General features: G+C 64.3%; 22 protein-coding genes. 5 read left to right on the plus strand and 17 right to left on the minus strand.

The features are described 5' to 3' along the window. Positions 1-6 precede the first annotated feature (6 nt). From KDB76_RS13885 to KDB76_RS13895, 3 genes are all read left to right on the plus strand, one after another. Positions 7-1,647: a fatty acid--CoA ligase gene (locus tag KDB76_RS13885; protein WP_024087054.1), complete on the plus strand. Its 1,641-nt coding sequence runs from the start codon at positions 7-9 to the stop codon at positions 1,645-1,647. Positions 1,648-3,090: 1,443 nt separating this feature from the next. After that, positions 3,091-4,442 (plus strand): IS3 family transposase gene (locus KDB76_RS13890; RefSeq protein ID WP_230684691.1). Its coding sequence is split into 2 segments (ribosomal slippage): positions 3,091-3,568 and positions 3,568-4,442, totalling 1,353 coding nucleotides; the frame shifts between segments, so codons are not numbered across the junction. A 321-nt stretch (positions 4,443-4,763) separates the two neighbouring features. Further along, complete coding sequence (locus KDB76_RS13895; RefSeq protein WP_003258793.1) at positions 4,764-5,264, plus strand: methylated-DNA--[protein]-cysteine S-methyltransferase; 501 nt, start codon at positions 4,764-4,766, stop codon at positions 5,262-5,264. A 3-nt stretch (positions 5,265-5,267) separates the two neighbouring features. On the opposite strand, the gene KDB76_RS13900 is transcribed toward KDB76_RS13895, so the two are convergent. The 3 genes from KDB76_RS13900 to KDB76_RS13910 all read right to left on the minus strand — a co-directional run bounded on the left by KDB76_RS13900 (position 5,268) and on the right by KDB76_RS13910 (position 6,842). After that, positions 5,268-5,510 carry a hypothetical protein gene (locus KDB76_RS13900; protein ID WP_013972544.1) on the minus strand — a complete coding sequence of 81 codons (243 nt, stop codon included), beginning with the start codon at positions 5,508-5,510 and terminating at the stop codon, positions 5,268-5,270. Continuing rightward, positions 5,507-6,250, minus strand: a complete 744-nt coding sequence (locus KDB76_RS13905; RefSeq protein ID WP_038409620.1) for a carbon-nitrogen hydrolase family protein — start codon at positions 6,248-6,250, stop codon at positions 5,507-5,509. Before KDB76_RS13905 ends, KDB76_RS13900 begins: the two co-directional genes overlap by 4 nt. Positions 6,251-6,326: 76 nt before the next feature. Beyond that, positions 6,327-6,842, minus strand: coding sequence for a DUF3016 domain-containing protein (locus KDB76_RS13910; protein ID WP_038409621.1), 516 nt, complete (start codon positions 6,840-6,842; stop codon positions 6,327-6,329). Positions 6,843-6,917: 75 nt separating this feature from the next. Here KDB76_RS13910 and KDB76_RS13915 point away from each other — a divergent pair, with 75 nt between their 5' ends. Beyond that, positions 6,918-7,625, plus strand: coding sequence for a metallophosphoesterase (locus tag KDB76_RS13915; protein ID WP_013972547.1), 708 nt, complete (start codon positions 6,918-6,920; stop codon positions 7,623-7,625). Here the strand turns inward: KDB76_RS13915 and KDB76_RS13920 are convergent. Further along, complete coding sequence (locus KDB76_RS13920; RefSeq protein ID WP_013972548.1) at positions 7,591-8,205, minus strand: LysE family translocator; 615 nt, start codon at positions 8,203-8,205, stop codon at positions 7,591-7,593. The two genes, KDB76_RS13915 and KDB76_RS13920, sit on opposite strands and share 35 nt — an antisense overlap. 200 nt (positions 8,206-8,405) lie before the next feature. Next, positions 8,406-9,224, minus strand: a complete 819-nt coding sequence (locus KDB76_RS13925) for an AraC family transcriptional regulator (protein WP_038409622.1) — start codon at positions 9,222-9,224, stop codon at positions 8,406-8,408. Positions 9,225-9,355: 131 nt separating this feature from the next. Here KDB76_RS13925 and KDB76_RS13930 point away from each other — a divergent pair, with 131 nt between their 5' ends. Continuing rightward, positions 9,356-9,979, plus strand: a complete 624-nt coding sequence (locus KDB76_RS13930; protein ID WP_013972550.1) for a LysE family translocator — start codon at positions 9,356-9,358, stop codon at positions 9,977-9,979. On the opposite strand, the gene KDB76_RS13935 is transcribed toward KDB76_RS13930, so the two are convergent. The 12 genes from KDB76_RS13935 to KDB76_RS13990 all read right to left on the minus strand — a co-directional run bounded on the left by KDB76_RS13935 (position 9,976) and on the right by KDB76_RS13990 (position 24,941). Further along, positions 9,976-12,402, minus strand: coding sequence for an autotransporter outer membrane beta-barrel domain-containing protein (locus KDB76_RS13935; RefSeq protein WP_038409623.1), 2,427 nt, complete (start codon positions 12,400-12,402; stop codon positions 9,976-9,978). The two genes, KDB76_RS13930 and KDB76_RS13935, sit on opposite strands and share 4 nt — an antisense overlap. Before the next feature lie 92 nt (positions 12,403-12,494). Continuing rightward, positions 12,495-12,770: a peptidylprolyl isomerase gene (locus tag KDB76_RS13940; protein ID WP_013972552.1), complete on the minus strand. Its 276-nt coding sequence runs from the start codon at positions 12,768-12,770 to the stop codon at positions 12,495-12,497. Positions 12,771-12,971: 201 nt separating this feature from the next. After that, the gene (locus KDB76_RS13945; protein ID WP_038409624.1) at positions 12,972-14,927 is read right to left on the minus strand and encodes an acetoacetate--CoA ligase; all 1,956 of its coding nucleotides are present in this window, start codon (positions 14,925-14,927) and stop codon (positions 12,972-12,974) included. A gap of 86 nt (positions 14,928-15,013) precedes the next feature. After that, complete coding sequence (eco, locus tag KDB76_RS13950) at positions 15,014-15,493, minus strand: serine protease inhibitor ecotin (RefSeq protein WP_038409625.1); 480 nt, start codon at positions 15,491-15,493, stop codon at positions 15,014-15,016. Between the two features lie 55 nt (positions 15,494-15,548). Beyond that, positions 15,549-16,319, minus strand: coding sequence for a 3-hydroxybutyrate dehydrogenase (hbdH, locus tag KDB76_RS13955; RefSeq protein ID WP_013972555.1), 771 nt, complete (start codon positions 16,317-16,319; stop codon positions 15,549-15,551). A gap of 10 nt (positions 16,320-16,329) precedes the next feature. After that, the gene (locus KDB76_RS13960) at positions 16,330-17,721 is read right to left on the minus strand and encodes a GntP family permease (protein WP_038409626.1); all 1,392 of its coding nucleotides are present in this window, start codon (positions 17,719-17,721) and stop codon (positions 16,330-16,332) included. 269 nt (positions 17,722-17,990) lie between these two features. Beyond that, positions 17,991-19,373, minus strand: coding sequence for a sigma 54-interacting transcriptional regulator (locus KDB76_RS13965; protein WP_038409627.1), 1,383 nt, complete (start codon positions 19,371-19,373; stop codon positions 17,991-17,993). A gap of 139 nt (positions 19,374-19,512) precedes the next feature. Next, the gene (locus KDB76_RS13970) at positions 19,513-20,529 is read right to left on the minus strand and encodes an ABC transporter permease (RefSeq protein ID WP_013972558.1); all 1,017 of its coding nucleotides are present in this window, start codon (positions 20,527-20,529) and stop codon (positions 19,513-19,515) included. Further along, positions 20,529-21,587 carry a microcin C ABC transporter permease YejB gene (locus KDB76_RS13975; RefSeq protein WP_013972559.1) on the minus strand — a complete coding sequence of 353 codons (1,059 nt, stop codon included), beginning with the start codon at positions 21,585-21,587 and terminating at the stop codon, positions 20,529-20,531. Before KDB76_RS13975 ends, KDB76_RS13970 begins: the two co-directional genes overlap by 1 nt. Continuing rightward, positions 21,584-23,512 carry an extracellular solute-binding protein gene (locus KDB76_RS13980; RefSeq protein WP_038409628.1) on the minus strand — a complete coding sequence of 643 codons (1,929 nt, stop codon included), beginning with the start codon at positions 23,510-23,512 and terminating at the stop codon, positions 21,584-21,586. Before KDB76_RS13980 ends, KDB76_RS13975 begins: the two co-directional genes overlap by 4 nt. Before the next feature lie 11 nt (positions 23,513-23,523). After that, positions 23,524-23,805, minus strand: a complete 282-nt coding sequence (locus KDB76_RS13985; RefSeq protein ID WP_003258780.1) for a peptidylprolyl isomerase — start codon at positions 23,803-23,805, stop codon at positions 23,524-23,526. Between the two features lie 80 nt (positions 23,806-23,885). Beyond that, entirely contained in the window at positions 23,886-24,941 is a 1,056-nt protein-coding gene (locus KDB76_RS13990; protein WP_015270260.1) for a 3-deoxy-7-phosphoheptulonate synthase, read from the minus strand. Between the last annotated feature and the right edge of the window lie 460 nt (positions 24,942-25,401).

A 25,401-nucleotide genomic window follows, 5' to 3' on the forward strand; every position in this document is an offset into this window, starting at 1 on the left:
GCCGACATGATCACCACTCGCATCATGCCTGCGGCCGAGCAGGCCTACGCCTATCCGCTGCTGATCAAGCGCCTGCTGCTGTCGGGCGTGCGCTACCAGCCCAACCAGGAAATCGTCTACGCCGACAAGCTGCGCTACACCTACACCACGCTGCTCGAACGCATTCAGCGGCTGGCCAATGTGCTGACCGCCGCCGGGGTCAAGCCTGGCGACACCGTGGCCTTGCTCGACTGGGACAGCCATCGGGCCCTTGAATGCTTCTTCGCCGTACCGATGCTGGGTGCGGTGCTGCACACGGTAAACGTACGGCTGTCCACCGAGCAGGTGCGCTACACCATGAACCATGCCGAGGACCGCCTGGTACTGGTGCATGACGACTTCCTGCCGTTGATGGCGCAACTGCGCGATGACTTGCCGACGGTCGAGGGTTTCATTCGCCTCGGCGAAGGCGGCCCGGCAACGCAAGATGTGCCGTTGCTGGGTGAGTACGAAGCGCTGCTGGCGGCTGCCGAGCCACAGTTCGACTTCGCCGATTTCGACGAGCACTCACTGGCCACGCTGTTCTACACCAGCGGTACCACCGGCAACCCCAAGGGCGTGTACTTCAGCCACCGGCAACTGGTGCTGCATACCCTGGTCGAGCAGGGCACCCTGGCTGCCTGCGGCGAGGTGCCGCTGCTGCGCAGCGGCGACGTGTACATGCCCATTACGCCGATGTTCCATGTGCATGCCTGGGGCGTGCCCTATGTGGCCACGGCACTGGGCATCAAGCAGGTCTACCCGGGGCGCTACGAGCCCAACCGCCTGGTGCGCCTGTACCGCGACGAGGGCGTGACGTTCTCTCATTGCGTGCCCACGGTGCTGCAGATGATGCTCGACAGCGAGGAAGGGCGCCGCGCCGACCTGAGCGGTTGGAAGATGCTGCTGGGCGGCAGCGCCCTGACCCTGGGCCTGGCGCAGCGTGCCAGCGAGCGCGGCATCAGCGTGCATTGTGGCTACGGCATGTCGGAAAGCTGCCCGCTGCTCAGCATCACCCACCTGAGCGCCGAGCTGCTGGCACTGCCCATGGCGCAACAACTGCCGCTGCGTATCGATGCTGGCGTGCCGATCGCCCTGGTGGACCTGCGCATCGTCGACGCTGAAGGCATTGATGTGCCCCGCGACGGCGAGAGCCTGGGTGAAATCGTGGTGCGTGCACCGTGGCTGACCCAGGGCTATCTGCACGAACCGGAGCAGGGTGCCGCGTTGTGGCTGGGGGGCTGGATGCATACTGGCGACCTGGCCTGCATCGACCCTGCGGGTGTGGTGCGCATTCGTGACCGGATCAAGGATGTGATCAAGACCGGAGGCGAGTGGGTCAGCTCGGTGGCGCTGGAAAACCTGATCAGCCAGCACCCGGCAGTCGCTTCGGTGGCAGTGATCGGCATCCCGGACCCGCAGTGGGGTGAGCAACCCTTGGCCTTGGTGGTCCGTTGTGACGGAATGCAGTTCGACCAGGCGGCATTGGCAGGGCATCTGCAGCCGTTTGTCGACAGCGGGCACCTGAACAAATGGGCGATACCGCGGCAGTTGCGTTGCGTGGAGGAGATCCCCAAGACCAGCGTTGGCAAAATCGACAAGAAGCGGATCCGCCAGGCATTTCTCTGAATGCAGGCAGCGCCGGCTGATGGCACCGGCTACGCCGGTGTTCGCGGGCGCGCCCGCTCCTACAGGTATGGCGTATTCCTTCAGCTGGTGGGGCCCCTGTGGGAGCGGGCATGCCCGCGAAGCAGGCGACGCGGTGGATGGCACCGGCTGCGCCGGTGTTCGCGGGTAAACCCGCTCCCACAGGTACAGCGTATTCCTTCAGCTGGTGGGGCCCCTGTGGGAGCGGGTTCACCCGCGAAGCAGGCGACGCGGTGGAGGGCACCGGCTACGCCGGTGTTCGCGGGCGCGCCCGCTCCTACAGGTATGGCGTATTCCTTCAGCTGATGGGGTCCCTGTGGGAGCGGGCATGCCCGCGAAGCAGGCGACGCGGTGGATGGCACCGGCTGCGCCGGTGTTCGCGGGTAAACCCGCTCCTACAGGTACGGCGTATTCCTTCAGCTGGTGGGGCCCCTGTGGGAGCGGGTTCACCCGCGACGCAGGCGACGCGGTGGAGGGCACCGGCTACGCCGGTGTTCGCGGGCGCGCCCGCTCCTACAGGTATGGCGTATTCCTTCAGCTGATGGGGTCCCTGTGGGAGCGGGCATGCCCGCGAAGCAGGCGACGCGGTGGATGGCACCGGCTGCGCCGGTGTTCGCGGGTAAACCCGCTCCTACAGGTATGGCGTATTCCTTCAGCTGATGGGGCCCCTGTGGGAGCGGGTTCACCCGCGAAGCAGGCGACGCGGTGGATGGCACCGGCTACGCCGGTGTTCGCGGGTAAACCCGCTCCTACAGGTACGGCGTATTCCTTCAGCTGGTGGGGCCCCTGTGGGAGCGGGTTCACCCGCGACGCAGGCGACGCGGTGGAGGGCACCGGCTACGCCGGTGTTCGCGGGCGCGCCCGCTCCTACAGGTATGGCGTATTCCTTCAGCTGGTGGGGCCCCTGTGGGAGCGGGCATGCCCGCGAAGCAGGCGACGCGGTGGATGGCACCGGCTGCGCCGGTGTTCGCGGGTAAACCCGCTCCCACAGGTACAGCGTATTCCTTCAGCTGGTGGGGCCCCTGTGGGAGCGGGTTCACCCGCGACGCAGGCGACGCGGTGGAGGGCACCGGCTACGCCGGTGTTCGCGGGCGCGCCCGCTCCTACAGGTATGGCGTATTCCTTCAGCTGGTGGGGCCCCTGTGGGAGCGGGCATGCCCGCGAAGCAGGCGACGCGGTGGATGGCACCGGCTGCGCCGGTGTTCGCGGGTAAACCCGCTCCCACAGGTACAGCGTATTCCTTCAGCTGGTGGGGCCCCTGTGGGAGCGGGTTCACCCGCGAAGCAGGCGACGCGGTGGAGGGCACCGGCTACGCCGGTGTTCGCGGGCGCGCCCGCTCTTACAGGTATGGCGTATTCCTTCAGCTGATGGGGTCCCTGGACTGCCCCCAAGAAGTTGGACACCAATCCAACCCTTGGGGGATCTATGGGTAAATACACAGAGCAGTTCAAGCTCACGGCTATCACCGCTTACCTAGAGGGCAGCCGGGGCTTTCGCAAGGTGGCACAACACTTTGGCATCGATTTCAGCCTGCTTCGGCGCTGGGTTGCTGGCTACCAAGTCGATGCCAGCCTCGGCCCTCGCTCGCATGGTCGCCGCTACACCGAGGAATTCAAGCGGCGGGTGCTCAAGTACATGCTTGAGCATCGCCTGTCCCTGCGCCAAACAGCGGCGCACTTTGACCTTGGACAGTCCTCACAGATAGGCATTTGGCTGCGGCAGCACTACAGTGGCAGTCCTGAAGCCACTCTCGCCAAACAAAGAAAATCAGCCGTGCCGAAGAAAATTAAGCCCATCAAGCCGACAGATACCAATGACGCAGAGAAATCTCGTGAGCAGTTGTTGAGCGAGCTCGAGTATCTGCGCATGGAGAATGATGTCCTAAAGGAGTTAAAGGCTCTGCGAGAGGAGAAGGAGCGAACACGGACGAAAAAGCCCTGATCGTCTGTAAATTCAGACATAAATATCCGCTGCCTGACCTCTTGCAGATGGTGGGGTTGGCACGCAGTACCTTTTATTACCAGATCAAGTGCCAGCAAAAGCCGGACAGGCACGCCTCGCTCAAGGAGTTGGTGCAGCGTGTCTATCACGAGGAGAAAGGGCTGTATGGCTACCGCCGCATTGCCCTTGCCATCAGGAATCAGGGGACCTTGGTCAACAAGAAGGTCATTGAACGGTTGATGGCTGAGCTTGGTTTGCAGTCCGTTGTACGCCCGAAGAAGTATCGATCCTATCGCGGCATTGTCGGCAAGGTGGCAATGAATTTGCTGGAGCGTAATTTCGTCGCGCAACGCCCCAACCAGAAGTGGGTGACCGATGTCACTGAGTTCAAAGTGGCCCAACAAAAGCTCTACCTGTCGCCCGTGATGGACTTGTACAACGGTGAGATCATCGCCTATGAAACAGCTTGCCGGCCTACTTATGGCTTGGTCGGGAACATGCTGGAAAAGGCGCTCGATGGGTTGGGTGAAAAGCCCAAGCTAGTGATCCACTCAGACCAAGGATGGCATTACCAGCAGCCCCAATACCGCCATAAGCTCGCAGCGCGCGGTGTGAAGCAGAGCATGTCTCGCAAGGGCAATTGTCTGGATAATGCAGCGATGGAAAGCTTCTTCGGCACACTGAAGTCAGAGTTCTTCTACCTGAAGCGCTTTGAAAGCGTCGAACAGCTGAAGGCGGGCCTGGAGGAGTACATCCATTACTACAACCATGACCGCATCAGGCTGAAACTCAATGGCCTGAGCCCTGTCAGCTACAGGACTCAGGCCACTGGCTAAAACTGTCCAACTTTTCGGGGGCAGTCCACCCTGTGGGAGCGGGCATGCCCGCGAAGCAGGCGACGCGGTGGATGGCACCGGCTGCGCCGGTGTTCGCGGGTAAACCCGCTCCTACAGGTATGGCGTATTCCTTCAGCTGATGGGGTCCCTGTGGGAGCGGGCATGTTCTGCGAAGCAGGCGACGCGGTGGAGGGCACTCTGGTCCGGGCAATATGCCGACGCCGATGTTCCGCTTGCGTGATTGCCTGAGCAAGAAAGCGGATGCAGGCAGAACTGGGGATGCGTACAGTAGGTTGATCGCAACCTGGCAGGAGCCTGCTTATGTCCAGCGCATTCACCTTCATGCAGTCACCCGTCGGCACCTTGACCCTGGTAGCCCGTGGCGAGTGCCTGACAGCCGTACTGTGGGAAGAGGAGCGGGAAAACCGCGTGCGCCTTGGTGCCCTGCACCGTGATGACCAGTGCCCGGTACTGCTGGAAACCGCTCGCCAGCTCGGCGAGTACTTTGCCGGCAAGCGCCAGCGCTTCGACCTGGCGCTGGATTTTGCCGGTACCGAATTCCAGCGTCAGGTGTGGGCTGCGCTGTTGGCGATTCCGTTCGGCGAAACCCGCAGCTACAGCGACATCGCCCGACAGATCGGCAACCCCAGCGCGGTGCGTGCGGTAGGCGCCGCCAATGGCCGCAACCCGATTTCGATCATCGCCCCGTGTCATCGGGTAATCGGTGCATCTGGCAGCCTGACCGGCTTTGCCGGTGGCCTTGCGGCAAAGCAGTACCTGCTGGCGCTGGAAGGCCGGCAAAGCCTGGCACTGGACCTGTAGATGTCAGCAGAACCAGCTGGCGGCCAGGCAGACCAGCAGGGCCAACGCCGAGCCGGCCATCAGGGTGTACTGCCGATGGGCCCGGCGCGCATGTGGCTTGACTGCACGCAGATACTCGCCGGGTGTCGGCGCATCAGGCCGGTGGCGCAAACCCTCGGCTACATCGGCCAGTTGCCCATGGATGAGCAGCCCCGTCAGGTAATAGGTACAGGCGTAGCTCAGCAATGCCAGGAACAGATAGATCATGACGGGTGCGGGGCCAAGGACACCGCCATGGCACTGGCGCTGGCGGTGTCCAGTACGATCAGCCCTTCGCTGTGGTCGTCCAGGCTGGCCAGCAAGCGTCCCTGGCTGTCCCACGCCGCCGAGCCGCCAGCGCCGATGAAGGTGTCGGCCGGCCCCACGCAGTTGGCCAGCAACACTGCCATGCCCAGCTCTCGAGCCACCTCGGAGTAGTGCAGGTAACCCTCGCGAATGCCCTTGGCAGTTTTCGCCACACTGACCAGGTACAGGTCGGCGCCGTGTTCCCGCGCGGCTGCCGCATGCGCCATGAACATCGATTCGTAGCAGATCGCAGGCGCTACCCGGTGCGCGCCCACCTGCAGCAGCAAGGCTTGATCGCCTGGGGTGAACCAGGGCAGTTCATCATCATGCAGGCGCCGCTTGGCATAGGCCTGGCGCGGTACACCGGGGCTGAGGATTGGCATGCCGATACGAATGCCATCAGGGGTCGGCAGTGGCAGGCCCGCTGCGACAGTGATACCAAACCGGTCGCAGGCTGCCTGCAGCGGGTCCAGCCGTGCCGAACTGACTGGCAGGGCGGCCTGGCGCGCTAGGGTTGGTTCATAGCCGGTCAGCGACAGCTCGGGAAATACCACCAGTTCGGCACCAAGGGCCGCGGCCTGTTCGATGCAGGCCAGGTGGCGTTCGAGGTTGGCTTGCACATCGCCCTTGAGCGACGCCAGTTGCACGGCGCACAACTTCATGAAAAACCCTTCCCTGGTACAGGTTGAAGGGCCGAGCATACTACCGGCACCAACGCCTGTACCAGTGAAGGGATTTTCAGGATGCCGGGTGGACGGCGAAACGCTGGCGGAACCAGTCGTCGAGCATGGCCTTTTCTGCATACAGGCGGTCGCTGCTGCTCGTGACCCGGCCCGGGCGGCTGAGGTACATCTTGTCGCTGACCCGTTCCTGCGCCTGCTGGTCGGGTTTGCCCGGTTGGCTGAGGGTGTAGCTGAGGTCGATGGTCGGCCAGGTGATTTCGCGCATGAAGCGTACATCGTAGGCCTGGCTGTGCCAGGGCTCGAAACGCCCGGCCAGGTCGATGTCGCGAATGTCGATGACCAGTTGCTGGCCAGGTTGCAGGTAGCGTTGGCCAAGCTTCTGCAGGTACTGGGTCAGGGTTTTCATCACATAGGCGTCGGCGCCACGCTCGTACCCGTGGCTGTCGAGGCTGGCATCGCGGAATTTTTCCGGATGCTCGAAACGTACCTCGACCTGCGCGGCCGGGGCACCTTGTGCCATGCTGTCCAGAGACAGCGCCATGAGCACGGCACACACGAGGGCGGTACGCATGATGCACCTCCGGGGCAGATTGTGTGTGCCTCCATTTTACCCCTGGCATGGCGGCACCAGCAGAGGAAGATTGTAATGGCACGGTTTCGGCGTCTGATTGCCAACCTGCGTGGGCGTGACCTGGCGGTGGGCGATATCCATGGTCACTTCCAGCGCCTGCAGCAATGCCTGGATGGGGTGGGGTTCGATCCGGCCGTGGACCGCCTGTTCAGTGTTGGGGACCTGGTCGACCGTGGCCCGGACAGCGAGGCGGCGCTGGATTGGCTGGCGCAGCCCTGGTTCCATGCCGTGCAAGGTAATCATGAGGCCCTGGCGATTACCCGCGTGCGCGGCGGGCGGCTCGATCTGGACATGTATCGCGCCGCCGGGGGGGGCTGGTTTCTGGACCTGCCGAGGGCTCGGCAGTTACGTTTCGTCGAGCGCTTCGAGCAGCTGCCGATCGCGATAGAGGTTGAAAGCGCGGCCGGCCTGGTAGGCCTGCTACATGCCGACAGCCCGTACGCCGACTGGACGGTGTTGAGGACCTGGCTGGAACTGGATGACGACCCGCAGGTACGGGAGGTGTGCCAATGGTCGCGGCGGCGCCTGAAGGTAGGCGATACCGCGCCCGTGCAGGGCCTGCGTGCCTTGTTGGTGGGCCACACACCGGTGCTGGAGGCCAAGCTGCTTGGCAACGTCTGGCACCTGGACACTGGCGGCTGGGCCAGTGGCCATTTCACCTTGATGGACATGCGCACCCTGCAACTGGTCAGCCCCAGGCCAGGTGAAACAACAGTGCCATAGCCAATAGCACCAGCATGGCCCCGGAGGCCCGTTCCAGCCAGGGCAGGCTGCGGGCGAAGCGCCGCAGCACCAGCGAGTTGCCGATGGCCACGGCAACCAGCAAGTCCCACAGCAGCACAATGCTGAACATCCACAGGGCACAGGTTGCTTTCCAGGCAAAGCTGGCGCTGGCGACCATGCTGACCAGGCTGGCATAGAACAGCGCATTCTTGGGGTTGAGGATGCCGGACAGGAACCCCATGCCCAATCCCCGCCACCACCCATGGGCGGTCTGTTTGCCAGCGACTGTGCCCAGGCTGGTTTGCCCGGCATGGCGCAGGAACAGGGTGCCGATGTACAGCAGGTAGCCGGCGCCGGCCAGTTGCAGGGCGGTGAACAGCAGGCTGCCTTCCTGCAGCACCGACAAACCGGTGAAAGCCATGGCGATGAACACGCCATTGGCCAGGGCGATACCCAGGCAGGCGCCGCTCGCGACGCGCCAGCCAGCGTTGACCGAAGTGCGTGCGACCAGGAAGAAGTCCGGGCCGGGAGAGAGCAGGGCGAGGAAGTGGGCGAGGGCGATGATCAGGAACTGTTGCATTGGGGTGAGGCTGCTCTGGAGGAAAAGCCTGACTCTGCCCTTCGGCGCTCATGCCGTATTGAACAATATTGCAGGCCCATTGCCGGGGCTGCTGCGCAGCCCTTTCGCGACACAAGGCCGCTCCCACATTGAACGGCGTACGCAGCACCTTGTGGGAGCGGCCTTGTGTCGCGAAAGGGGCGCACAGCGCCCCCATGGTCTCAGAGGCTGTGCAAGTCCCGATACTGCCCCGGTGTCACCCCCACATGGGCCTTGAACACCCGCTGGAAATGGCTTTGGTCGGCAAAACCGAGCCGATAGGCCACCTCCGCCAGGGCCTGCCCTTCACCCAACAATTGGCGCCCACGGTTGACCCGGGCATTGAGCAGGTAGGCATGCGGCGTAAACCCGGTGGCCGCGCGAAATGCGCGAATCAACTGGTAGCGCCCAAGCCCGGCCTCCCGCGCGAGTACCGCCAGGCTCAACTGCGCCGGGTCCTGGCCTTCGATGTGCGCAATCAGCCCACTCAACGCGGTCACCCCCAGGGCCGGTGCCGGTGCCAGCGGCGCGTGCCTGGCAAAGTCCAGGTCACCCAGAAAGGCAATCAGCGCGGCATCCTTCTCACCATTGCTGGCGTTGGAAAACAGCAGACTGTTCAGTTCGCAGAACTGCCGATACACCTCCGGCACCTGGCAGATACGTGCCGGCTCGCCGGGCCCGGCACCATCCAGCCCGGACTCCAGGTGCAGCTGTGCCAGCCAGTAGGCATCCACATGCAGCATCTGGTAGCTCCACGCCTGCCCGGGCGCGGGGTTGCAGGCATGTACCCGGCGGGCCGGGACCAGCACCAGAGTGCCAGGCGTCAGGCGTTGCTGGCCGTTGCCGGCACCGGTGAAATGACTGTGGCCGGCATCCACCACACCGATGGAAAACGTTGGGTGGCTGTGGGCCTTGTAGCAGGCGCGGCTATGGCAGGCGCGGCGGCTTTCGACATGCGGCAGGGCCGGGTCGCGCCACAGCGCGGCATGGGAACGGGGCATCACAGGGTCCTCGATATGCCCGGCAGCTTATCAGGCGCCGCGCACCCATACAGTTTTTTCCACTGGCTGTAACTTGACCACCAGGCCAGCTAACCGCCGAAATAGGCGCCTGTTGCCAAAGGAAAACGATAATGGACCTTTCAAGCCTGCTGCTTTTCATCCCCGCCTGTTTCGCCCTGAACATGGCGCCGGGGCCGAACAACCTGCTGTCGCTGCACAATGCCAGCCGTTACGGCCTGCGTACGGCCTGCGTGGCCGGTGGCGGGCGCATCGTCGCCTTCAGCGGCATGATCGCCCTGGCGGCGATGGGCCTGGCAGTGGTGCTGCACACCAGCGAATACCTGTTCCTGGCCATCAAATTGGCGGGGGCGGCCTACCTGTTCTATATCGCCTGGCAACTGTGGCGGGCACCGGTGGGCGAGGCCGCGGTTGCAGGTGATCAGCCACACGGCACCTGGCGTCTGGTACGCCAGGAGTTCTGGATGGCTGCTGGTAATCCGAAGGCTATCCTGATCTTCACCGCGTTCCTGCCGCAGTTCGTTTCGGTCGGCAGTACCACTCCGGTGAGCGAGCAGTTCCTCTGGCTGGGTGCGTTGTTCCTGTTGCTGGAATGGGCCGCGATCGCCATCTACGCCGGCCTGGGGGCGTACATGCAGCGCTGGTTCAGCCAGCCCGGCCCACGCCGGCTGTTCAACCGGGTCAGCGCCTCATTGCTGGGCTGCGCCGGCCTCGGGCTGCTGGCTGCGCGGCGCTAGAACTGCCAGCGCAGGCCCAGGTTCACGCCGCTGGCTTCCTGCTGGCGGCTGTCCAGGTTGGCGGTGTACTGCACGCCGCCATGCAGGCTCAGCGCTTCGTTGACCTGCGCTACCACGCCGCTTTCAAGTTGCACCGAGGTATAGCGGTAATCGGTCTTGATCTTGTCGACGCCATCGAAGGTCAAGGTGTCGCGGCCACCGTCGCCATGCCACAGGTTGACTTGCGCATAGGGTTGCAACAGGCGGTCGCTGCTGCCTTTGAAGGCCCCCTCGAGCCGAACCCCCAGTCGGCCGGTCAGCTCGACCTGGGCGTCGTGGCTGATGTGGGAGACGCTATCGCTGGCGCTGTCGAGCGAGACTTTTTGCGCGATCACCTGAGCCTGCGGCTCCAGTACCCAGCGTTCGGACAGAGCGATGGGATAGCCGGACTCCAGTGAAGCGGTCCAGGCGTGGCCGTCGATGTTCAGCTTGTCACCACGGTCCGAACGCGCCCGGCCATCCAGGTTGGTGTACTGCAGCACGGCGTCGAGGTAGCCGCCTTGCGGTCCGACCAGCGTCCAGTAGGCGCCGACGCTGTCGCCATCAAGCTCCAGGTCACCGACGCTGCGGTTCTCCACGGCGAGGGCGAAGCCTTTGACGTCGGCGTCCAGACGGCTATGGCTGACGTAGATACCGATGTGCTGGCGATAACCGCTGTCGCCAACCTTGGCATACAGGTCCTGGCCCACCTTGAAGCCGTACAGGTCGCCATCCAGGCTCGGGCTGACCGTGCCGCTCCATTGCTGACGTAACGCGCCGCCATAGGCCTGGCCCCAACTGGCGGGCACGGCGCCGTCACCCTGCAGCAGCTGCTGGTCGCCCTGACGCTGGTGGAACGTGCCCAAGGCCTGGCGGGCGATGATCGCGGCGCCCCTCGGCGCAGTGGCGTACAGCGGGACTTCAGGCCGGTACAGCGGCAGGCTCTCGCCTTGGATCGGGGCAGGCAGCTCGACCTGGCCGGGCGCCGGGGCCGCGACAGGCGGGGTAGCGGCGGGTGCGATGACCACTGGCTCGCCCGGTTGCGTTGGCTGTGTCGGCTCGCCCGGTTCCGGCGCAGGGGCCGGAGCGGGTGGCGCAACCAGGGTGGAGCGCAGGTACCAGCTGTTTTCACTGCCTGCAGTCACGCCGCCCTTGAACAACCGGTAGTCGTAGGCGCCGGCTGAAAGGGTCTGGGTCTGGACAAATGCGGTGGCCGTGCTGACCGCGCCGTCACGCGCTTCAACGACTTGAATACCGTTTTGCGCCGTCGCCGCGCCAGCGCCGTTGAGGTTGTTGATGAGCAGCTGGGTAGAGCCGCCAATCGCACCACTGCTGACCACCAGGCGATCGGAGGCGGCGCCGTCGCCGGCCAGCATGCTGTTCAGTCGCAGGGTGCCGTTGTTGCCGGTGTAGTTGCCCTGGATGGTCAGGCGGCCCTGAGCGTCGTTGCCACGGCTCAGGTCTATGGTGCCGGCGTTTACCACGGACGCCTTGTTGCCATTCTGGATGCTGACGATGCTGCCGTGGCGACTTGTCAGTGTGCTGGTCGCGTCGACTTGCAGGGTACCGGTGCCCGTGGCTGCGGCTATCGGTTTCTGATCGGAGCCCAGGTCACCCAGGGCCAAGCTGTCGTTCAGGGTCAACTGGCTGCCCTGGTTCAGGTTGATGGACTCCCAGTTGACATACAAGGCACCCTGACCGACCTTGGCTTGCTGAAACGTCAGGGTATCCGTGCCCGTACCACCGTCCAACAGCACTGTTGAACTGCTCAAGTCGAGTGTGCTGACGGTGGCCGTGTCATTGTCGGCGCCCATGTCGACTTTCTTGCCGATCTTTCCGCTCGTCCAGTTGAAGTTATCGTCGCCCTGGCCGGCACGTATCTCGCCTTTGAGATTGACGCCTTCGACATTGATCTTGTCTTTGCCGCTGCTGGTACTGAGATCTCTCCCGATGGTGCCGCCAGCCAGGATGTAAGTATCGTTGCCAAGGCCGCTGACCACGTTGCCAACAACGATGGTTTCCACACCAAGGTTTTCGGACATTTCAAGGAAGTTATCAGCCATCTTGAGGTCGATGCTGCCAATGCTGCCACCCTTGAATCGGGCCGTATCGCCATCTTCGAAGGCACCCTTGATGGTCCCCTTGGTCATGAGGAAATCGTCCATGGCACCGCCTTGATTGAGCGACCCTAGTTCGCCACCAGACATGTTGAACGTGTCCTGCCCCTCGCCTTGTTGCAACGATGTGACCTTGCCGCCGGTGATGATGAACTGATCTGCAGCTGGCGTCTGAACGATGGCGCCCAGGTCCTCGCCTGCTGCAACGGTCAGGGATTGGGCATGAGACAGCAAAGGCAAAGTCAGCAGAGGGAGTGCGGCAGGCAAAAGCAGGCGAGGGCAGCGCATAGGCAGGTCTCCATTAGAGGGGCCACTGCCTGAGTTGTATGTTTTGTACGGTAGGGGGACAACTGGCAAAAATGTCAGGTGGCCCGGGGCTATCAGTCGCGGTAGAACGTCTGCACCAGGTGATAGCCGAACTTGCTCTTGATCGGCCCGTGCACCACGCGCAGGGGCTTCTTGAAGATCACCTGGTCGATGGCGCCGACCATCTGCCCGGGGCGGATTTCACCCAGGTCGCCGCCACGCTTGCCCGAAGGGCAGGTGGAGAACTTTTTTGCGAGCACGTCGAAAGCCTCGCCATTGGCGATGCGCTGCTTGAGCTTTTCGGCTTCGTCAGCGGTCTTGACCAGGATGTGGCGGGCTTGGGCTTTCATGGGGTACCTGTGCTTCGGGGCGAAAAAGGTCGGCATTATGCCTGATCGAGTCGAGTGGAGGCCATTGTGGGAGCGGCCTTGCGTCGCGAAAGGGCCGCAAAGCGGCCCCAGAAATCTATGCTTGGCTGCTGAAATCCCGGGGCTGCTTTGCAGCCCTTTCGCGACGCAAGGCCGCTCCCACAATGACGGTGAATACCTTCATTACGGGGTGCGCAACTCCTCGCGATCCCGGAACTGCTCCAGCGCCTCGGGGTTGGCCAGGGCGTCGGTGTTCTTCACCGGCAAACCATGCACCACATTGCGAATCGCCAACTCCACCAGCTTGCCGCTGATGGTACGCGGGATGTCATCGACCTGGGCGATCACCGCCGGTACATGGCGGGGCGTGGTGAACTGGCGGATCACCTGGCGGATGTGCTGGCGCAGGGCCTCATCCAGCTGCAGGCCGTCACGCAGGCGAACGAACAGCACCACCCGCACATCGCCTTGCCAGTCCTGGCCGATGGCCACGCTTTCCAGCACCTGCTCGACCTTTTCCACCTGGCGGTAGATCTCCGCCGTGCCAATGCGCACGCCACCGGGGTTGAGCACGGCATCGGAGCGGCCATGAATCACCAGCCCGCCGTCGGCACGCTGTTCGGCGTAGTCGCCCTGGGCCCACACCCCCGGGAACTGGCTGAAGTAGGCGTCGTGATAGCGGCTGCCGTCCGTGTCCTTCCAGAACCCCAGCGGCATGGACGGGAAGTTGCGCGTGCACACCAGCTCGCCTTTTTCGCCCAGCACCGGCTGGCCATGCTCGTTCCACACCTTCACCGCCATGCCCAGGCCCTTGCACTGGATCTCGCCACGGCGCACTGGAAGGGTCGGGTTGCCCAGCACGAAGCAAGAGACGATATCGGTGCCGCCGGACATCGACGCCAGGCACAGGTCGGCCTTGATCTTGCGGTACACGTAGTCGTAGCTGTGTGGCGACAGTGGCGAGCCGGTGGACAGTAGCAGGCGCAAGCGCGCCAGGCGGTGGCTTGCCGCAGGTTCCAGGCCCGCCTGCTCCAGTGCCGCCAGGTACTTGGCGCTGGTACCGAAGGCCTGGATATCCTCGGCGTCGATCAGGTCCAGCAGCCGCTCGGGGCCGGGATGGAAGGGCGAGCCGTCATACAGCACCAGCGTGGCGCCCACCGCCAGGCCGCTGACCAGCCAGTTCCACATCATCCAGCCGCAAGTGGTGTAGTAGAACAGTACGTCATCGGCTTTCAGGTCATTGTGCAGGCCATGTTCCTTCAGGTGCTGCAACAACACGCCGCCAGCGCGGTGGACAATGCATTTGGGCACGCCGGTGGTGCCGCTGGAATACAGGATGTACAGCGGGTGGTCGAAGGGCAGCGGGGTGAAGCGGGGCTCGCCGCCGGGCTGATAGAACTCGTCCCACAGGCTGACATTGGCGGCCTGGAATTCGTCGACACGCGTTCCGCTACGGGTGTGGGGGACCACGATCAGCTGTTCCAGCCCGGGCAGCTGCGCGCACACCTGGTTGACCTTGTCCACCTGGTCGATGGCTTTGCCGGCGTACTGGTACCCGGCGCAGGCGATCAGCAGCTTGGGCTCGATCTGACCGAAGCGGTCGATGATGCCGTGCACGCCAAACTCGGGCGAGGAGCTGGACCACACCGCACCGAGGCTGGTGCAGGCAAGCATGGCGACCAGTGTCTGCCAGGTATTGGGCATGATGGCGGCTACGCGGTCGCCGGGGCCGATGCCGGCGGCCTTCAAGGCTGTTTGCAGGCCGGCCACCTGGGCGGCCAGCTGGGCATGGGTGAACAGCTGACGCTGGCCGTCTTCGCGCACAGCGACCAGGGCCGGGCGGTCGTCACGGCGGCGCAGCAGGTGTTCGGCAAAGTTGAGGGTGGCGTTGGCGAACCACTGGGCATCGGGCATCTGCGGCCCTTCGCTGAGCACCTGGCTTGGCGGGTTATGCCAGTGAACGTGGAAGTAGTCGGCAACGGTTTGCCAGAAGGCAGGGCGCTGCTCGATGCTCCAGCGGTGCAGCGCGTGGTAGTCGTCGAGTTGCAGGTTGTAACGCAGGTTGACCCGGCGGCGGAAGGCATCCATCCGGCTGGCCTCGATCTGCGCCGTGGAGGGGCGCCAGAGCACATCGTTCATGCCGAACCTCCAGATGATCATTTGGATTCGAGGGCGCCTTCGCGGGCTCGCCCGCGAAGAAGCCCCTGGCAACAGGGGCTTGCGCGTTACTCTACTTTAGCCTTTTGCACGTCCTGCGACGCGGTCCAGACGCGGTAGCGCACTTCGACGTCCTTGGGCACATACACCACCACCGGCAGCTTGCTGTTGTAGCGCAGCATGAAGCCTTCACCGACCACTGGCACGAAGGCCTCGGTCTTCTTGCCATCGGGGCAGGCCATCAGTGTGCTGGCCGGGCCGCTGACCTTGTCCAGGCGGTAGTAGCTGTAGCCCCAGCCTTCCAGGGTACGTTCCTCCAGGCTGCCGCCCAGGCGCTGACGATTGCAGTCAACCTTCAGGGTCTTGCCGGCGAGGATTTCCAGTTGGTAGGTCGACTCATCAGCCTGGGCCGGGAGGTGGATGACATGCCGGGTAAAGCCTTTTTCCGCCTCGGGGTAGGGCGCGACGTCCTTCAGGCTGGCTGCCATCGCGGGTGCGGCGGCAGCCAGGGTCAGGGCCAGAATCGCGGTCATCGGGGTTGGGCGCATAGGGCCTCCTTGCAGATAAACGAATGCAAGACCGCCGCCAGGCCCAGGCCGCTCGTCACTGGGCCAACCAGCCACCATCGACGTTCCAGGCGGCACCGCGAACCTGGCTACCGGCCTCGCTGCACAGGAATAGTACCAGCTCACCCAGGTGCTCGGGGGTGACGAAGGCCAGCGACGGTTGTTTTTCTGCCAGCAGATCGTGCTGCGCTTGCAGCGGATCGCCACCGTTGGCAGCACGATCGTCGATCTGCTTCTGCACCAGCGGGGTCAACACCCAGCCAGGGCAGATGGCATTGCAGGTGACGTTGCTGGTGGCGGTTTCCAGGCCCACCACCTTGGTCAGGCCGACCACGCCGTGCTTGGCCGCCACATAGGCCGCCTTGCCGGTAGAGCCGACCAGGCCGTGCACGGAAGCGATGTTGATGATGCGCCCCCAATTGCGCGTGCGCATGCCGGGCAGGGCCAGTCGCGTAGCGTGGAACACGGCCGACAGGTTGAGGGCGATGATCTTGTCCCAGCTTTCCAGCGGGAACTGTTCCACTGGCGCCACGTGCTGGATACCGGCGTTGTTGACCAGGATGTCGACGTCGCCGAACTCGCGCGCGGCCACGGCGAACAGCGCTTCGATCTGGGCCACGTCCGAGAGGTCGGCCGGGTGATGGGCTACCTTCACCCCGTGCCGGGCGATCTCCGCCAGCGCCGGTGCAGGGTCGCCGAAGCCGTTGAGCACGATGTTGGCGCCTGCGCGAGCCAGTACCTGGGCAATGCCCAGGCCGATGCCGCTGGTGGAACCGGTGACGAGTGCGGTCTTGCCTTCGAGGGTCATGCAAAGCTCCTTAGACGATGCCGGTGACGTAGAACGTGGCGATGACCACGAACACCGCCAGGGTCTTGATCAGGGTAATACCGAAAATGTCCTTGTAGGCCTCGCGGTGGGTCAGCCCGGTCACGGCCAGCAGGGTGATGACCGCACCGTTGTGCGGCAGGGTGTCCATGCCACCGCTGGCCATGGCGGCCACGCGGTGCAGTACTTCGAGCGGGATGTTGGCGGCATTGGCGGCGGCGATGAAGGTGTCGCCCATGGCCGCCAGGGCGATGCTCATGCCGCCCGAGGCAGAGCCGGTGATGCCGGCCAGCAAGGTCACGGTAATCGCTTCGTTGACCAGTGGGTTGGGGATGCCGCGCAGGGCGTCGGCCAATACCAGGAAGCCCGGCAGCGAGGCGATCACCGCGCCAAAGCCGTATTCCGAGGCGGTGTTCATGGCCGCCAGCAAGGCACCGCCCACGGCGCTTTTGGTGCCTTCGGCCAGGCGGGTGCGGATGGCGCCGAAGGCACACACCAGCACCATCAGGATGCCCACCAGCAACGCTGCCTGCACCGCCCAGATGGCCGTGAGCTTGGCCACATCGCTTTGCACCGGTGCGCTCATGCCGGGCAGTTGCAGGCTGTGACTTGGGCCGTACCACTGCGGGATCCAGTGGGTGAACAGCAGGTTCATCACCCCCACCAGCAGCAGCGGTGACAGGGCCAGCCAAGGGTTGGGCAGCGCCAGGTCGGCAGCGGTCTCCGGTTCGTTGCGCAAATCGCTGCCATAGCCTTCACCGGCGCGCTGGGCCTTGTTGCGCTGGCGCTGCAGGTAGGCCATGCCGGCGCAGAACACGAACAGTGTGCCGATCAGGCCCAGCCATGGCGCGGCCCAGGCGGTGGTGTTGAAGAAGGTGCTGGGGATGATGTTCTGGATCTGCGGGGTGCCGGGCAGGGCATCCATGGTGAACGAGAACGCGCCCAGGGCGATGGTTGCCGGAATCAGGCGTTTGGGGATATTGCTCTGGCGGAACATCTCGGCGGCGAACGGGTACACCGCGAACACCACCACGAACAGCGAAACGCCGCCGTAGGTGAGCAGCGCGCAGACCAGCACGATCACCAGCATCGCCTGGCGGGTGCCGAGCACGCGGATGGCGGCGGCGACGATCGAGCGCGAGAAACCGGACAGCTCGATCAGCTTGCCGAACACGGCGCCCAGCAGGAACACCGGGAAGTAGAGCTTGATGAAGCCGACCATTTTCTCCATGAATACCCCGGTGAATGCGGGGGCCACGGCGGACGGGTCGGTGAGCAGTACCGCACCGAGGGCGGCGATGGGGGCGAAGAGGATTACGCTGTAGCCGCGGTAGGCAGCCAGCATCAGCAGGGCCAGAGCGGCGAGGGCGATGAGCACGGTCATCGGGGTGGGTCTCCTGGGTGAGTCTTGTTTTTATCGGTGAGCAGGAGATAGCGGGAATCGTGCCAGTTTTTAACTCACTGATTTATATAGGTATTTTGTTTTCTTCTGAATTTTTGTCTCTGTCTTGAGATTTTGGGGCCGCTTTGCGGCCCCTCGCGACACAAGGCCGCTCCTACATGTGCACCGCGATCTCCTGCAGGAGCGGCCTTGTGTCGCGATCGAGGGCAAAGCCCTCGCGACAGTCTCGAAATGGAAACAAAAGTCTCCACTCAGAGACCGAGCGCTACCATCTTCTTATACAGCGTTGACCGCCCCAGTCCTAACGCCGACGCAGCTTCCGGCACATTTTCCCCATGTTCGGCCAGTGCCCCAACAATCAGCTCGCGCTCAAATGCCTCACAGGCCTCACGGTAAGTCTGCCGCATAGGTTCACCCGCCACCGGGCTCAACGGCCCCAATGCCGCCCGAAGATCCGCCACCCCCAGCCGCGGCTGATCCGCCAGCAGCGTGGCCCGCTCTAGCACATTGCGCAGCTCGCGAATGTTTCCCGGCCATGCATGCCGCGCCAGTAGCTGCTGCGCTTCGGCCTCCAGCTCATACTGGCTGCCCAGTTCGCCCAGGATGGCCTCGCACAGCGCCGGCAGGTCCTCCAGCCGTTGCCGCAGTGGTGGCACCTCGATCGGCAGCACATTCAGCCGGTAATACAGGTCGGCGCGGAATGCCCCTCGGGCGATGGCGGCCTGCAGGTCGATGGAAGTGGCGGCAATGATGCGCACATCACTGCGCAGCATCTGGTTCGAGCCTACCGGCTCGTATTCCTTTTCCTGCAACACCCGCAGCAGCTTGCTCTGCAGGGCCAGCGGCATGTCGCCGATCTCGTCGAGGAACAGCGTGCCGCCTTCGGCCAGTTGCAGCTTGCCGGTGCGGCCCTTGCGGTCGGCGCCGGTAAAGGCGCCGGGGGCGGTGCCGAAGAATTCGGCTTCCAGCAGTGTTTCGGGGATCGCCGCACTGTTGATGCTGACAAACGCCTTGTGCGCCCGCGCCGACGCCGCATGGATGGCATGGGCCAGCAGTTCCTTGCCGGTGCCGGTTTCGCCCAGCAGCAACACCGGCGAATCACTGCTCGCGCCACGCCGGGCGCGGCGCTTGGCCTCCAGGCTGGCGGCGCTGCTGCCGACGAACTGGGCGAAGCTGTACTTGGCCTGGCGAGCGCGCAACTGCGAGCGGGTCGAGGCCAGTTCCTGCTGCATGCTGGAGTAGCGTTTGAGCAGCGGCGACAGGCTGCGCAATTCATCGAACAGGGCAAAGCCGATGGCACCGATCAGCGCGCCCTGGTCGTCGTGGATGGGCAGGCGCATCACTACCAGCGGCTCGTTAGGGGTATCGAGCATGTCCAGCAGGATTGGCCGGCCATTGTTCACTACTTCGCGCATCAGGCTGCCCGGGATCACCGCCTCGCATGGCTGGCCGATGGCACTGGCGGCGTCGGCCAGGCCAAAGCGCCGGGCGTAGCGCTCGTTCATCCAGACGATGCGCGCCTGGCGGTCGACGATTACCGTGCCCTCGCTGGACTGCTCGATGATCTCGAACAGCGAGCGGATCGCCAGTTGCCGTACCTGGGGGTAGTCCTTGAGGCTGTCGCTGTCGTGCATGGGTAGAAATCCTGAAATCTGTAAAAGCAGGGCCGGCCTCTTCGCGGGTAAACCCGCTCCCACAGGTACCCCACAGCCTCAGGATTTGTGGTGACCCTGTGGGAGCGGGTTTACCCGCGAAGAGGCCAGACCTGAAAACCTATCCCCTGGGGTCGAACGCCTCGCGCAAGGCATCCCCGATAAACACCAGCAGCGACAGGATCACCGCCAGCACAAAGAACGCGGTAAAGCCCAGCCACGGCGCCTCCAGGTGCTGTTTGCCCTGGGTCACCAGCTCTCCCAGCGAAGCACTCCCGGCCGGCATGCCGAAACCGAGAAAATCCAGCGCAGTCAGGGTGGTGATCGCCCCGGTCAGCATGAATGGCACATAAGTCAGGGTCGCATTCATGGCATTGGGCAGGATGTGCCGCAGCATTACCTGGCTGTCTGGCAACCCCAACGCTCGGGCGGCCTTGACGTACTCCAGGTTGCGACCGCGCAGGAACTCTGCGCGCACCACGTCGACCAGCGTCAGCCAGGAGAACAGCGCCATGATCCCCAGCAGCCACCAGAAGTCCGGCTCGACGAACCCGCTGAGGATGATCAGCAGGTACAGCACCGGCAACCCCGACCACACCTCAAGCAGGCGCTGGCCGACCAGGTCGACCCAACCACCGTGGTAGCCCTGCAGGGCCCCGGCCGCCACCCCGATCAGCACGCTGACCACGGTCAGGGCGAAGGCGAACAGCAAGGATACCCGCGTGCCATATAGCACCCGGGCCAGCACGTCGCGGCCCTGGTCGTCGGTACCCAGCCAGTTGCTCGCGCTCGGCGGGCTGGGGGTGGGCACCTGCAGGTCGTAGTTGGGGGTATCGGCGCTGAACGGGATGGGGGCGAACAGCATCCAGCCACCTTGCTGTTCGATCAACTGGCGTACATACGCGCTGCGGTAGTCTGGCTGGAACGGCAGCTGGCCGCCGAACTGCTGCTCGGTGTAACGCTTGAGCGCCGGCACGTACAGGTCGCCCTTGTAGCCCAGCAGCAGCGGTTTGTCGTTGGCCACCAGCTCGGCGCACAGGCTCAGCAGCAAAAGGGCGGTGAACAGCCACAGCGAAACCCAGCCCAGGCGGTTACGGCGAAAGCGTTGCAGGCGGCGACGCGAGATCGGCGAAAGCATCAGTGTGCCCTCGCGTCGAAGTCGATACGCGGGTCGAGCAGGGTGTACGACAGGTCACCGATCAGGCGGATCAGCAGGCCCGCCAGGGTGAAGATGAACAGCGTGCCGAACACCACTGGGTAATCCCGCGACACGGCCGCCTCGTAACTCATGCGGCCAAGGCCATCGAGCGAGAAGATCACCTCGATCAGCAACGAGCCGGCGAAGAACACCGTGATCAATGCCTGCGGCAACCCGGCTACCACCAGCAGCATGGCATTGCGCAGCACGTGGCCATACAGCACCCGGCGTTCGCTCAGGCCCTTGGCGCGGGCGGTAACCACGTATTGCCGGGAAATCTCGTCGAGGAAGGCGTTCTTGGTCAGCAGCGTCAGGGTGGCGAAGCCGCCGATCACCAGGGCACCGACCGGCAGCACCAGGTGCCAGAAGTAGTCGGCGACCTTGCCCAGCAGGCTGAGCTCGTCGAAGTTGTCCGAGACCAGGCCGCGCACCGGGAACCAGCTGAGCGAGGTGCCGCCGGCGAACAGCACGATCAGCAACAGGGCGAACAGGAACGAGGGCAGGGCATAGCCGACCACGATCAGTGCACTGCTCCAGGCATCGAAGCGGCTGCCATGGCGCACCGCCTTGCGGATGCCCAGCGGGATCGACACCAGGTAGGTGATCAGCGTGGCCCAGAAGCCCAGCGACAGGGTTACCGGCAACTTGTCGAGGATCAGGTCGGTGACCTTGGCGCCGCGGAAGAAGCTGTTGCCGAAGTCCAGCCGGGCGTACTGGCCCAGCATCAGCCACAGGCGCTCGGGGGCGGACTTGTCGAAGCCGTACTGGCGCTTGATCTCCTCGATCAGTTTCGGGTCCAGGCCACGGGTGGCACGTGACTCGCCGTGCACCACCTCGGCCCGGGCACCGGGAGCGCCACCGCCGATACCTTGCAGGCGTGCCACCGCCTGCTCCACCGGGCCTCCCGGTGCGGCCTGGACGATCAGGAAGTTGACCAACAGGATCGCCAGCAGGGTCGGGACGATCAGCAGCAGACGGCGCAGTATGTAAGTGGTCATGGCGAGGATTTCCGGCGGTCGGCCATTTGCGCGTTGGTCAGCGCGGCAGGGCTGACTTCCCACCAGGTGTCCAGGCCTTCGTCATAGGCAGCCTGGACCTTGGGCAGGCCGAAGCGGTTCCACCAGACAGTGGAGCTGCCCGGTGGGTAGTAGTTGGGGATCCAGTAGTAGTTCCATTGCAGCACCCGGTCCAGGGCATGGGCGTGGTACAGCATGTCGGCCTGGGTGTCGGCGCGCACCAGGCCGTCGATCAGGCGGTCCACGGCAGGGTCCTGCAGCACCATCAGGTTGTTCGACCCAGGGTCGTGGGCCGCCGCCGAACCGAAATAGTTGTACAGCTCGGCGCCAGGCGACAGGGTGACCGGGTAGCCGGTGACGATCATGTCGTAGTCACGTGCCATCAGGCGGTTGACGTACTGGGCCGAATCGACGTTGCGGATGTCCAGGGTCACGCCAATCTGGGCCAGGTTGCGCTTCCACGGCAGCAGCAGGCGCTCCATGCCTGCCTGGCCGTTGAGGAAGGTGAACGCCAGCGGCGTGCCCTGGCTGTTCACCAGGCGGTCGCCTTCGGGGCGCCAGCCGGCTTGTTCGAGCAGCGCCAGTGCCTGCAGCTGCTGCTTGCGGATGATCCCCGAACCATCGGTGACCGGGGCGGTGAACACGGTGCTGAAGACTTCGTCCGGCACCTTGCCGCGCAACGGTTCGAGCAGTTTCAACTCGCCGGCATCCGGCAGTTGGCGGGCGGCCAGCGGGGTATTGGAGAACACGCTCTGCTGGCGGATGTACATGTTGCGCATCATCTGCCGGTTGCTCCACTCGTAGTCCCACAGCATGCCCAGCGCCTGGCGCACGCGACGGTCATTGAACTGCGGCCGGTCGAGGTTGAACACGAAGCCTTGGGCCACCTGCGGTTTGGCCGGGCCCAGGTGGGCGCGCTGCAGGCGGCCGTCGTCCAGTTGCGCGCCGTTGTAGCCCAGGGTGTAGGCGGTGGCGGAGAATTCGCGGTTGTAGTCGTAGCCGCCGCCTTTGAGCACCTGCCGCGCCACTTCGGTATCACCGAAGTACTCGATGCGCAGCTTGTCGAAATTGTAGCGGCCACGGCTGACCGGCAGATCGCGCGCCCACCAGTTGGCGTCGCGCTGGAAGGTGATGCTGCGGCCGTTGTCGATGCTCCCGATACGGTACGGCCCGCTGCCGACCGGCTTGTCGAAGCCGGCGCCGTTGGCAAAATCGCGCTGCTGCCAGTCGTGTTCGGGCAGAACCGGCAGGCTGGCGAGGTCCAGTGGCAGGGTGCGGCCGTGGTCAGGCTTGAAGTCGAAGCGCACGCTGTGTGGGCTTTCCACCACGACGGCGGCAACATCGGCGAACTGGGTGCGATACCTCAGGCTGCCCTTGCTCATCAGCAGCTCGAAGGTAAAGCGTACGTCCTCGGCGCGCACCGGCTTGCCGTCGGCGAAGGTGGCACGCGGGTCGATCTCGAAGCGCAGCCAGGCATCCTCCGGGCCGCGCTCCATGCGCCGGGCGATCAGGCCGTAGACGGTGTAGGGTTCATCGAACGAGCGCACGGCCAGTGGCGCGTACAGCAGGCCATCGACCTCGCTGACACCGATGCCTTTGTCGATGTACGGCAGGATATGGTCGAACTGGCCAATCTCGATGGCCGAGCGGCGCAGGATGCCGCCTTTGGGGGCGTCGGGGTTGACGTAGTCGAAATGCTGGAAGCTGGCGCTGTAACGGGGGGCTTCGCCGTAGACGGTGAGGGCGTGGGTGGGTGCAGCCTGGCTATTGAAGGAAAAACAAAGCAGAAAAAGGTAACACAGGGCCTGTGGGAGCGGGTTCACCCGCGAATGCGTCCGTTCACGCAACGTCGTTGCCTGATCTGGCGATTTCGCGGGTGAACCCGCTCCCACAGGGGACATGAGCAGCTACTGGCTACTTAGTCCTGGCGGCTGGTCACTTCCAGCAGGTGGTAGCCGAACTGGGTCTTGACCGGGCCTTGCACGGTATTGACCGGGGCGCTGAACACCACGGTGTCGAACTCCTTGACCATCTGGCCCGGGCCGAACGAGCCCAGGTCACCGCCCTGGCGGCTGGACGGGCAGGTGGAGTTGGCTTTGGCGATTTCAGCGAAGTCGGCGCCTGCTTCGATCTGGGCTTTCAGTTCGTTGCATTTCTCTTCGCTGCTGACCAGGATGTGGCGGGCGGTTGCACGGGCCATGGGTACTGCTCCTTGGGGTAAAAAAGGCAAGCCTAGCGCACTTGTCCAGGGTATGTCTCGCCAGGCTTGCGTCCCGCTACCTAGAGTTTTTGTGCCGCCTCGCGCAACAGGGTTTCGGTCGAGGCCCAACCCAGGCAACCGTCGGTGATCGACACGCCGTATTTCAGCGCGCCCTTGCCCAGCGCCTGGCAGCCGTCGAACAGGTGCCCTTCGATCATCACGCCGACGATCGAGCGGTCGCCGGCCAGGCGCTGCTCCAGCACATCGTTGAAAACGGCCGGCTGACGCGCCGGGTCCTTGCCGCTGTTGGCATGGCTGCAATCGACCATGATCCGCGCCTGCAACCCGGCCTTGGCCAGCGCCTGGCGGGCCATGGCGATGCTGTTGGCGTCGAAGTTCGGGCCCTTGTGGCCGCCGCGCAGCACCAGGTGGGTGTCCGGGTTGCCCAAGGTCTCGATGATGGCCGGGTAGCCCTGCGCATCCATGCCGAAGTGGCGGTGCGAGTGGGCGGCGCTACGCATGGCGTCGCTGGCGATGGCGATGCCGCCGTCGGTGCCGTTCTTGAAGCCGACCGGCAGCTCCAGGCCACTGACCATTTCGCGGTGGATCTGCGATTCGGTGGTGCGCGCGCCAATCGCGGCCCAGGCCAGCAGGTCATCGAAGTAGCCGGCGGCCATTGGCTGCAGCAGTTCGGTGGCAACCGGCAGGCCGCGTTCGATCATGTTCAGCATCAGCCCGCGGGACAGGGCGATGCCGGCGTGCATGTCGTCGCTGCCATCGAGGTGCGGGTCGTAGGCCAGGCCCTTCCAGCCGACCGTGGTGCGGGGTTTTTCGACGTAGGCGCGCATCACCAGCAGCAGCTTGTCGTCGACTTCGCGGCTGAGGGCGGCCAGGCGGTCGGCGTATTCCAGGGCCGAGCGCGGGTCGTGGATCGAGCACGGGCCAACGATCACCAGCAGGCGCTGGTCGCGGCCTTCGAGGATGTCGCGGATGGCCTGGCGGTGGGCATGGACTTGCTGGGTAAGTTCGCTGGACAGCGGCATTTGCTGCTTGAGCAGGTGCGGGCTGGGCAGGCGCTGGCTGACGGTGGTGTTGGCTGCTTGCGGCTGGGTCAGGGCGAGGCTGGAAGCGTGCATGGCATTTTTTCCCTGGGCGGACGGCGGGTTCTGGCCCGCGTCGTCGGCCCTATCGAGGTGTTCGACAAATCGTTGAATTCGTATTGGCTGCTGCATTGCCACCTGTGGAAGACCGAACGGAGGCGGCAGGCTGGCCCGAACGGGATTGGCTAAATCGCCAGGCGTAGGTGTTTGCGTAGTAATAAGTGGCGTAGTTCATGAATCTGTCCTCAATGTGAATCGGTGTTGTTCAAAGGCCTGAAAAGCAAAACCCCCGGTCGGGGAGCCGACCGGGGGTTTGAGTATTCTCATGTTCGGCGGCCCCTCGAAGGTGGGCGCCGTGTGGGTATCGGCGCCTAGTGGCTAAACCAATACCCAAAGTAATAGCTGGCAGGTGCCACGCAGCCGGCAACGGCCAGCACAGGGCGCAGGGTGCGACCGGTGTGGTTGGCGTGGTTGCGGGTGTGTTTCGGCATGTTGC

Origin of the sequence: Pseudomonas sp. JS425, assembly GCF_018223845.1 — a bacterium.
Lineage (GTDB): Bacteria > Pseudomonadota > Gammaproteobacteria > Pseudomonadales > Pseudomonadaceae > Aquipseudomonas > Aquipseudomonas asiatica.

Excerpts from the sequence above, each read along its gene's own strand:
- KDB76_RS13885 (WP_024087054.1), top strand. The coding sequence starts at position 7 with ATGATCACCACTCGCATCATGCCTGCGGCCGAGCAGGCCTACGCCTAT.
- KDB76_RS13895 (WP_003258793.1), top strand. The coding sequence starts at position 4,764 with ATGTCCAGCGCATTCACCTTCATGCAGTCACCCGTCGGCACCTTGACC.
- KDB76_RS13900 (WP_013972544.1), bottom strand. The coding sequence starts at position 5,510 with ATGATCTATCTGTTCCTGGCATTGCTGAGCTACGCCTGTACCTATTAC.
- KDB76_RS13905 (WP_038409620.1), bottom strand. The coding sequence starts at position 6,250 with ATGAAGTTGTGCGCCGTGCAACTGGCGTCGCTCAAGGGCGATGTGCAA.
- KDB76_RS13910 (WP_038409621.1), bottom strand. The coding sequence starts at position 6,842 with ATGCGTACCGCCCTCGTGTGTGCCGTGCTCATGGCGCTGTCTCTGGAC.
- KDB76_RS13915 (WP_013972547.1), top strand. The coding sequence starts at position 6,918 with ATGGCACGGTTTCGGCGTCTGATTGCCAACCTGCGTGGGCGTGACCTG.
- KDB76_RS13920 (WP_013972548.1), bottom strand. The coding sequence starts at position 8,205 with ATGCAACAGTTCCTGATCATCGCCCTCGCCCACTTCCTCGCCCTGCTC.
- KDB76_RS13925 (WP_038409622.1), bottom strand. The coding sequence starts at position 9,224 with ATGCCCCGTTCCCATGCCGCGCTGTGGCGCGACCCGGCCCTGCCGCAT.
- KDB76_RS13930 (WP_013972550.1), top strand. The coding sequence starts at position 9,356 with ATGGACCTTTCAAGCCTGCTGCTTTTCATCCCCGCCTGTTTCGCCCTG.
- KDB76_RS13935 (WP_038409623.1), bottom strand. The coding sequence starts at position 12,402 with ATGCGCTGCCCTCGCCTGCTTTTGCCTGCCGCACTCCCTCTGCTGACT.
- KDB76_RS13940 (WP_013972552.1), bottom strand. The coding sequence starts at position 12,770 with ATGAAAGCCCAAGCCCGCCACATCCTGGTCAAGACCGCTGACGAAGCC.
- KDB76_RS13945 (WP_038409624.1), bottom strand. The coding sequence starts at position 14,927 with ATGAACGATGTGCTCTGGCGCCCCTCCACGGCGCAGATCGAGGCCAGC.
- eco (WP_038409625.1), bottom strand. The coding sequence starts at position 15,493 with ATGCGCCCAACCCCGATGACCGCGATTCTGGCCCTGACCCTGGCTGCC.
- hbdH (WP_013972555.1), bottom strand. The coding sequence starts at position 16,319 with ATGACCCTCGAAGGCAAGACCGCACTCGTCACCGGTTCCACCAGCGGC.
- KDB76_RS13960 (WP_038409626.1), bottom strand. The coding sequence starts at position 17,721 with ATGACCGTGCTCATCGCCCTCGCCGCTCTGGCCCTGCTGATGCTGGCT.
- KDB76_RS13965 (WP_038409627.1), bottom strand. The coding sequence starts at position 19,373 with ATGCACGACAGCGACAGCCTCAAGGACTACCCCCAGGTACGGCAACTG.
- KDB76_RS13970 (WP_013972558.1), bottom strand. The coding sequence starts at position 20,529 with ATGCTTTCGCCGATCTCGCGTCGCCGCCTGCAACGCTTTCGCCGTAAC.
- KDB76_RS13975 (WP_013972559.1), bottom strand. The coding sequence starts at position 21,587 with ATGACCACTTACATACTGCGCCGTCTGCTGCTGATCGTCCCGACCCTG.
- KDB76_RS13985 (WP_003258780.1), bottom strand. The coding sequence starts at position 23,805 with ATGGCCCGTGCAACCGCCCGCCACATCCTGGTCAGCAGCGAAGAGAAA.
- KDB76_RS13990 (WP_015270260.1), bottom strand. The coding sequence starts at position 24,941 with ATGCACGCTTCCAGCCTCGCCCTGACCCAGCCGCAAGCAGCCAACACC.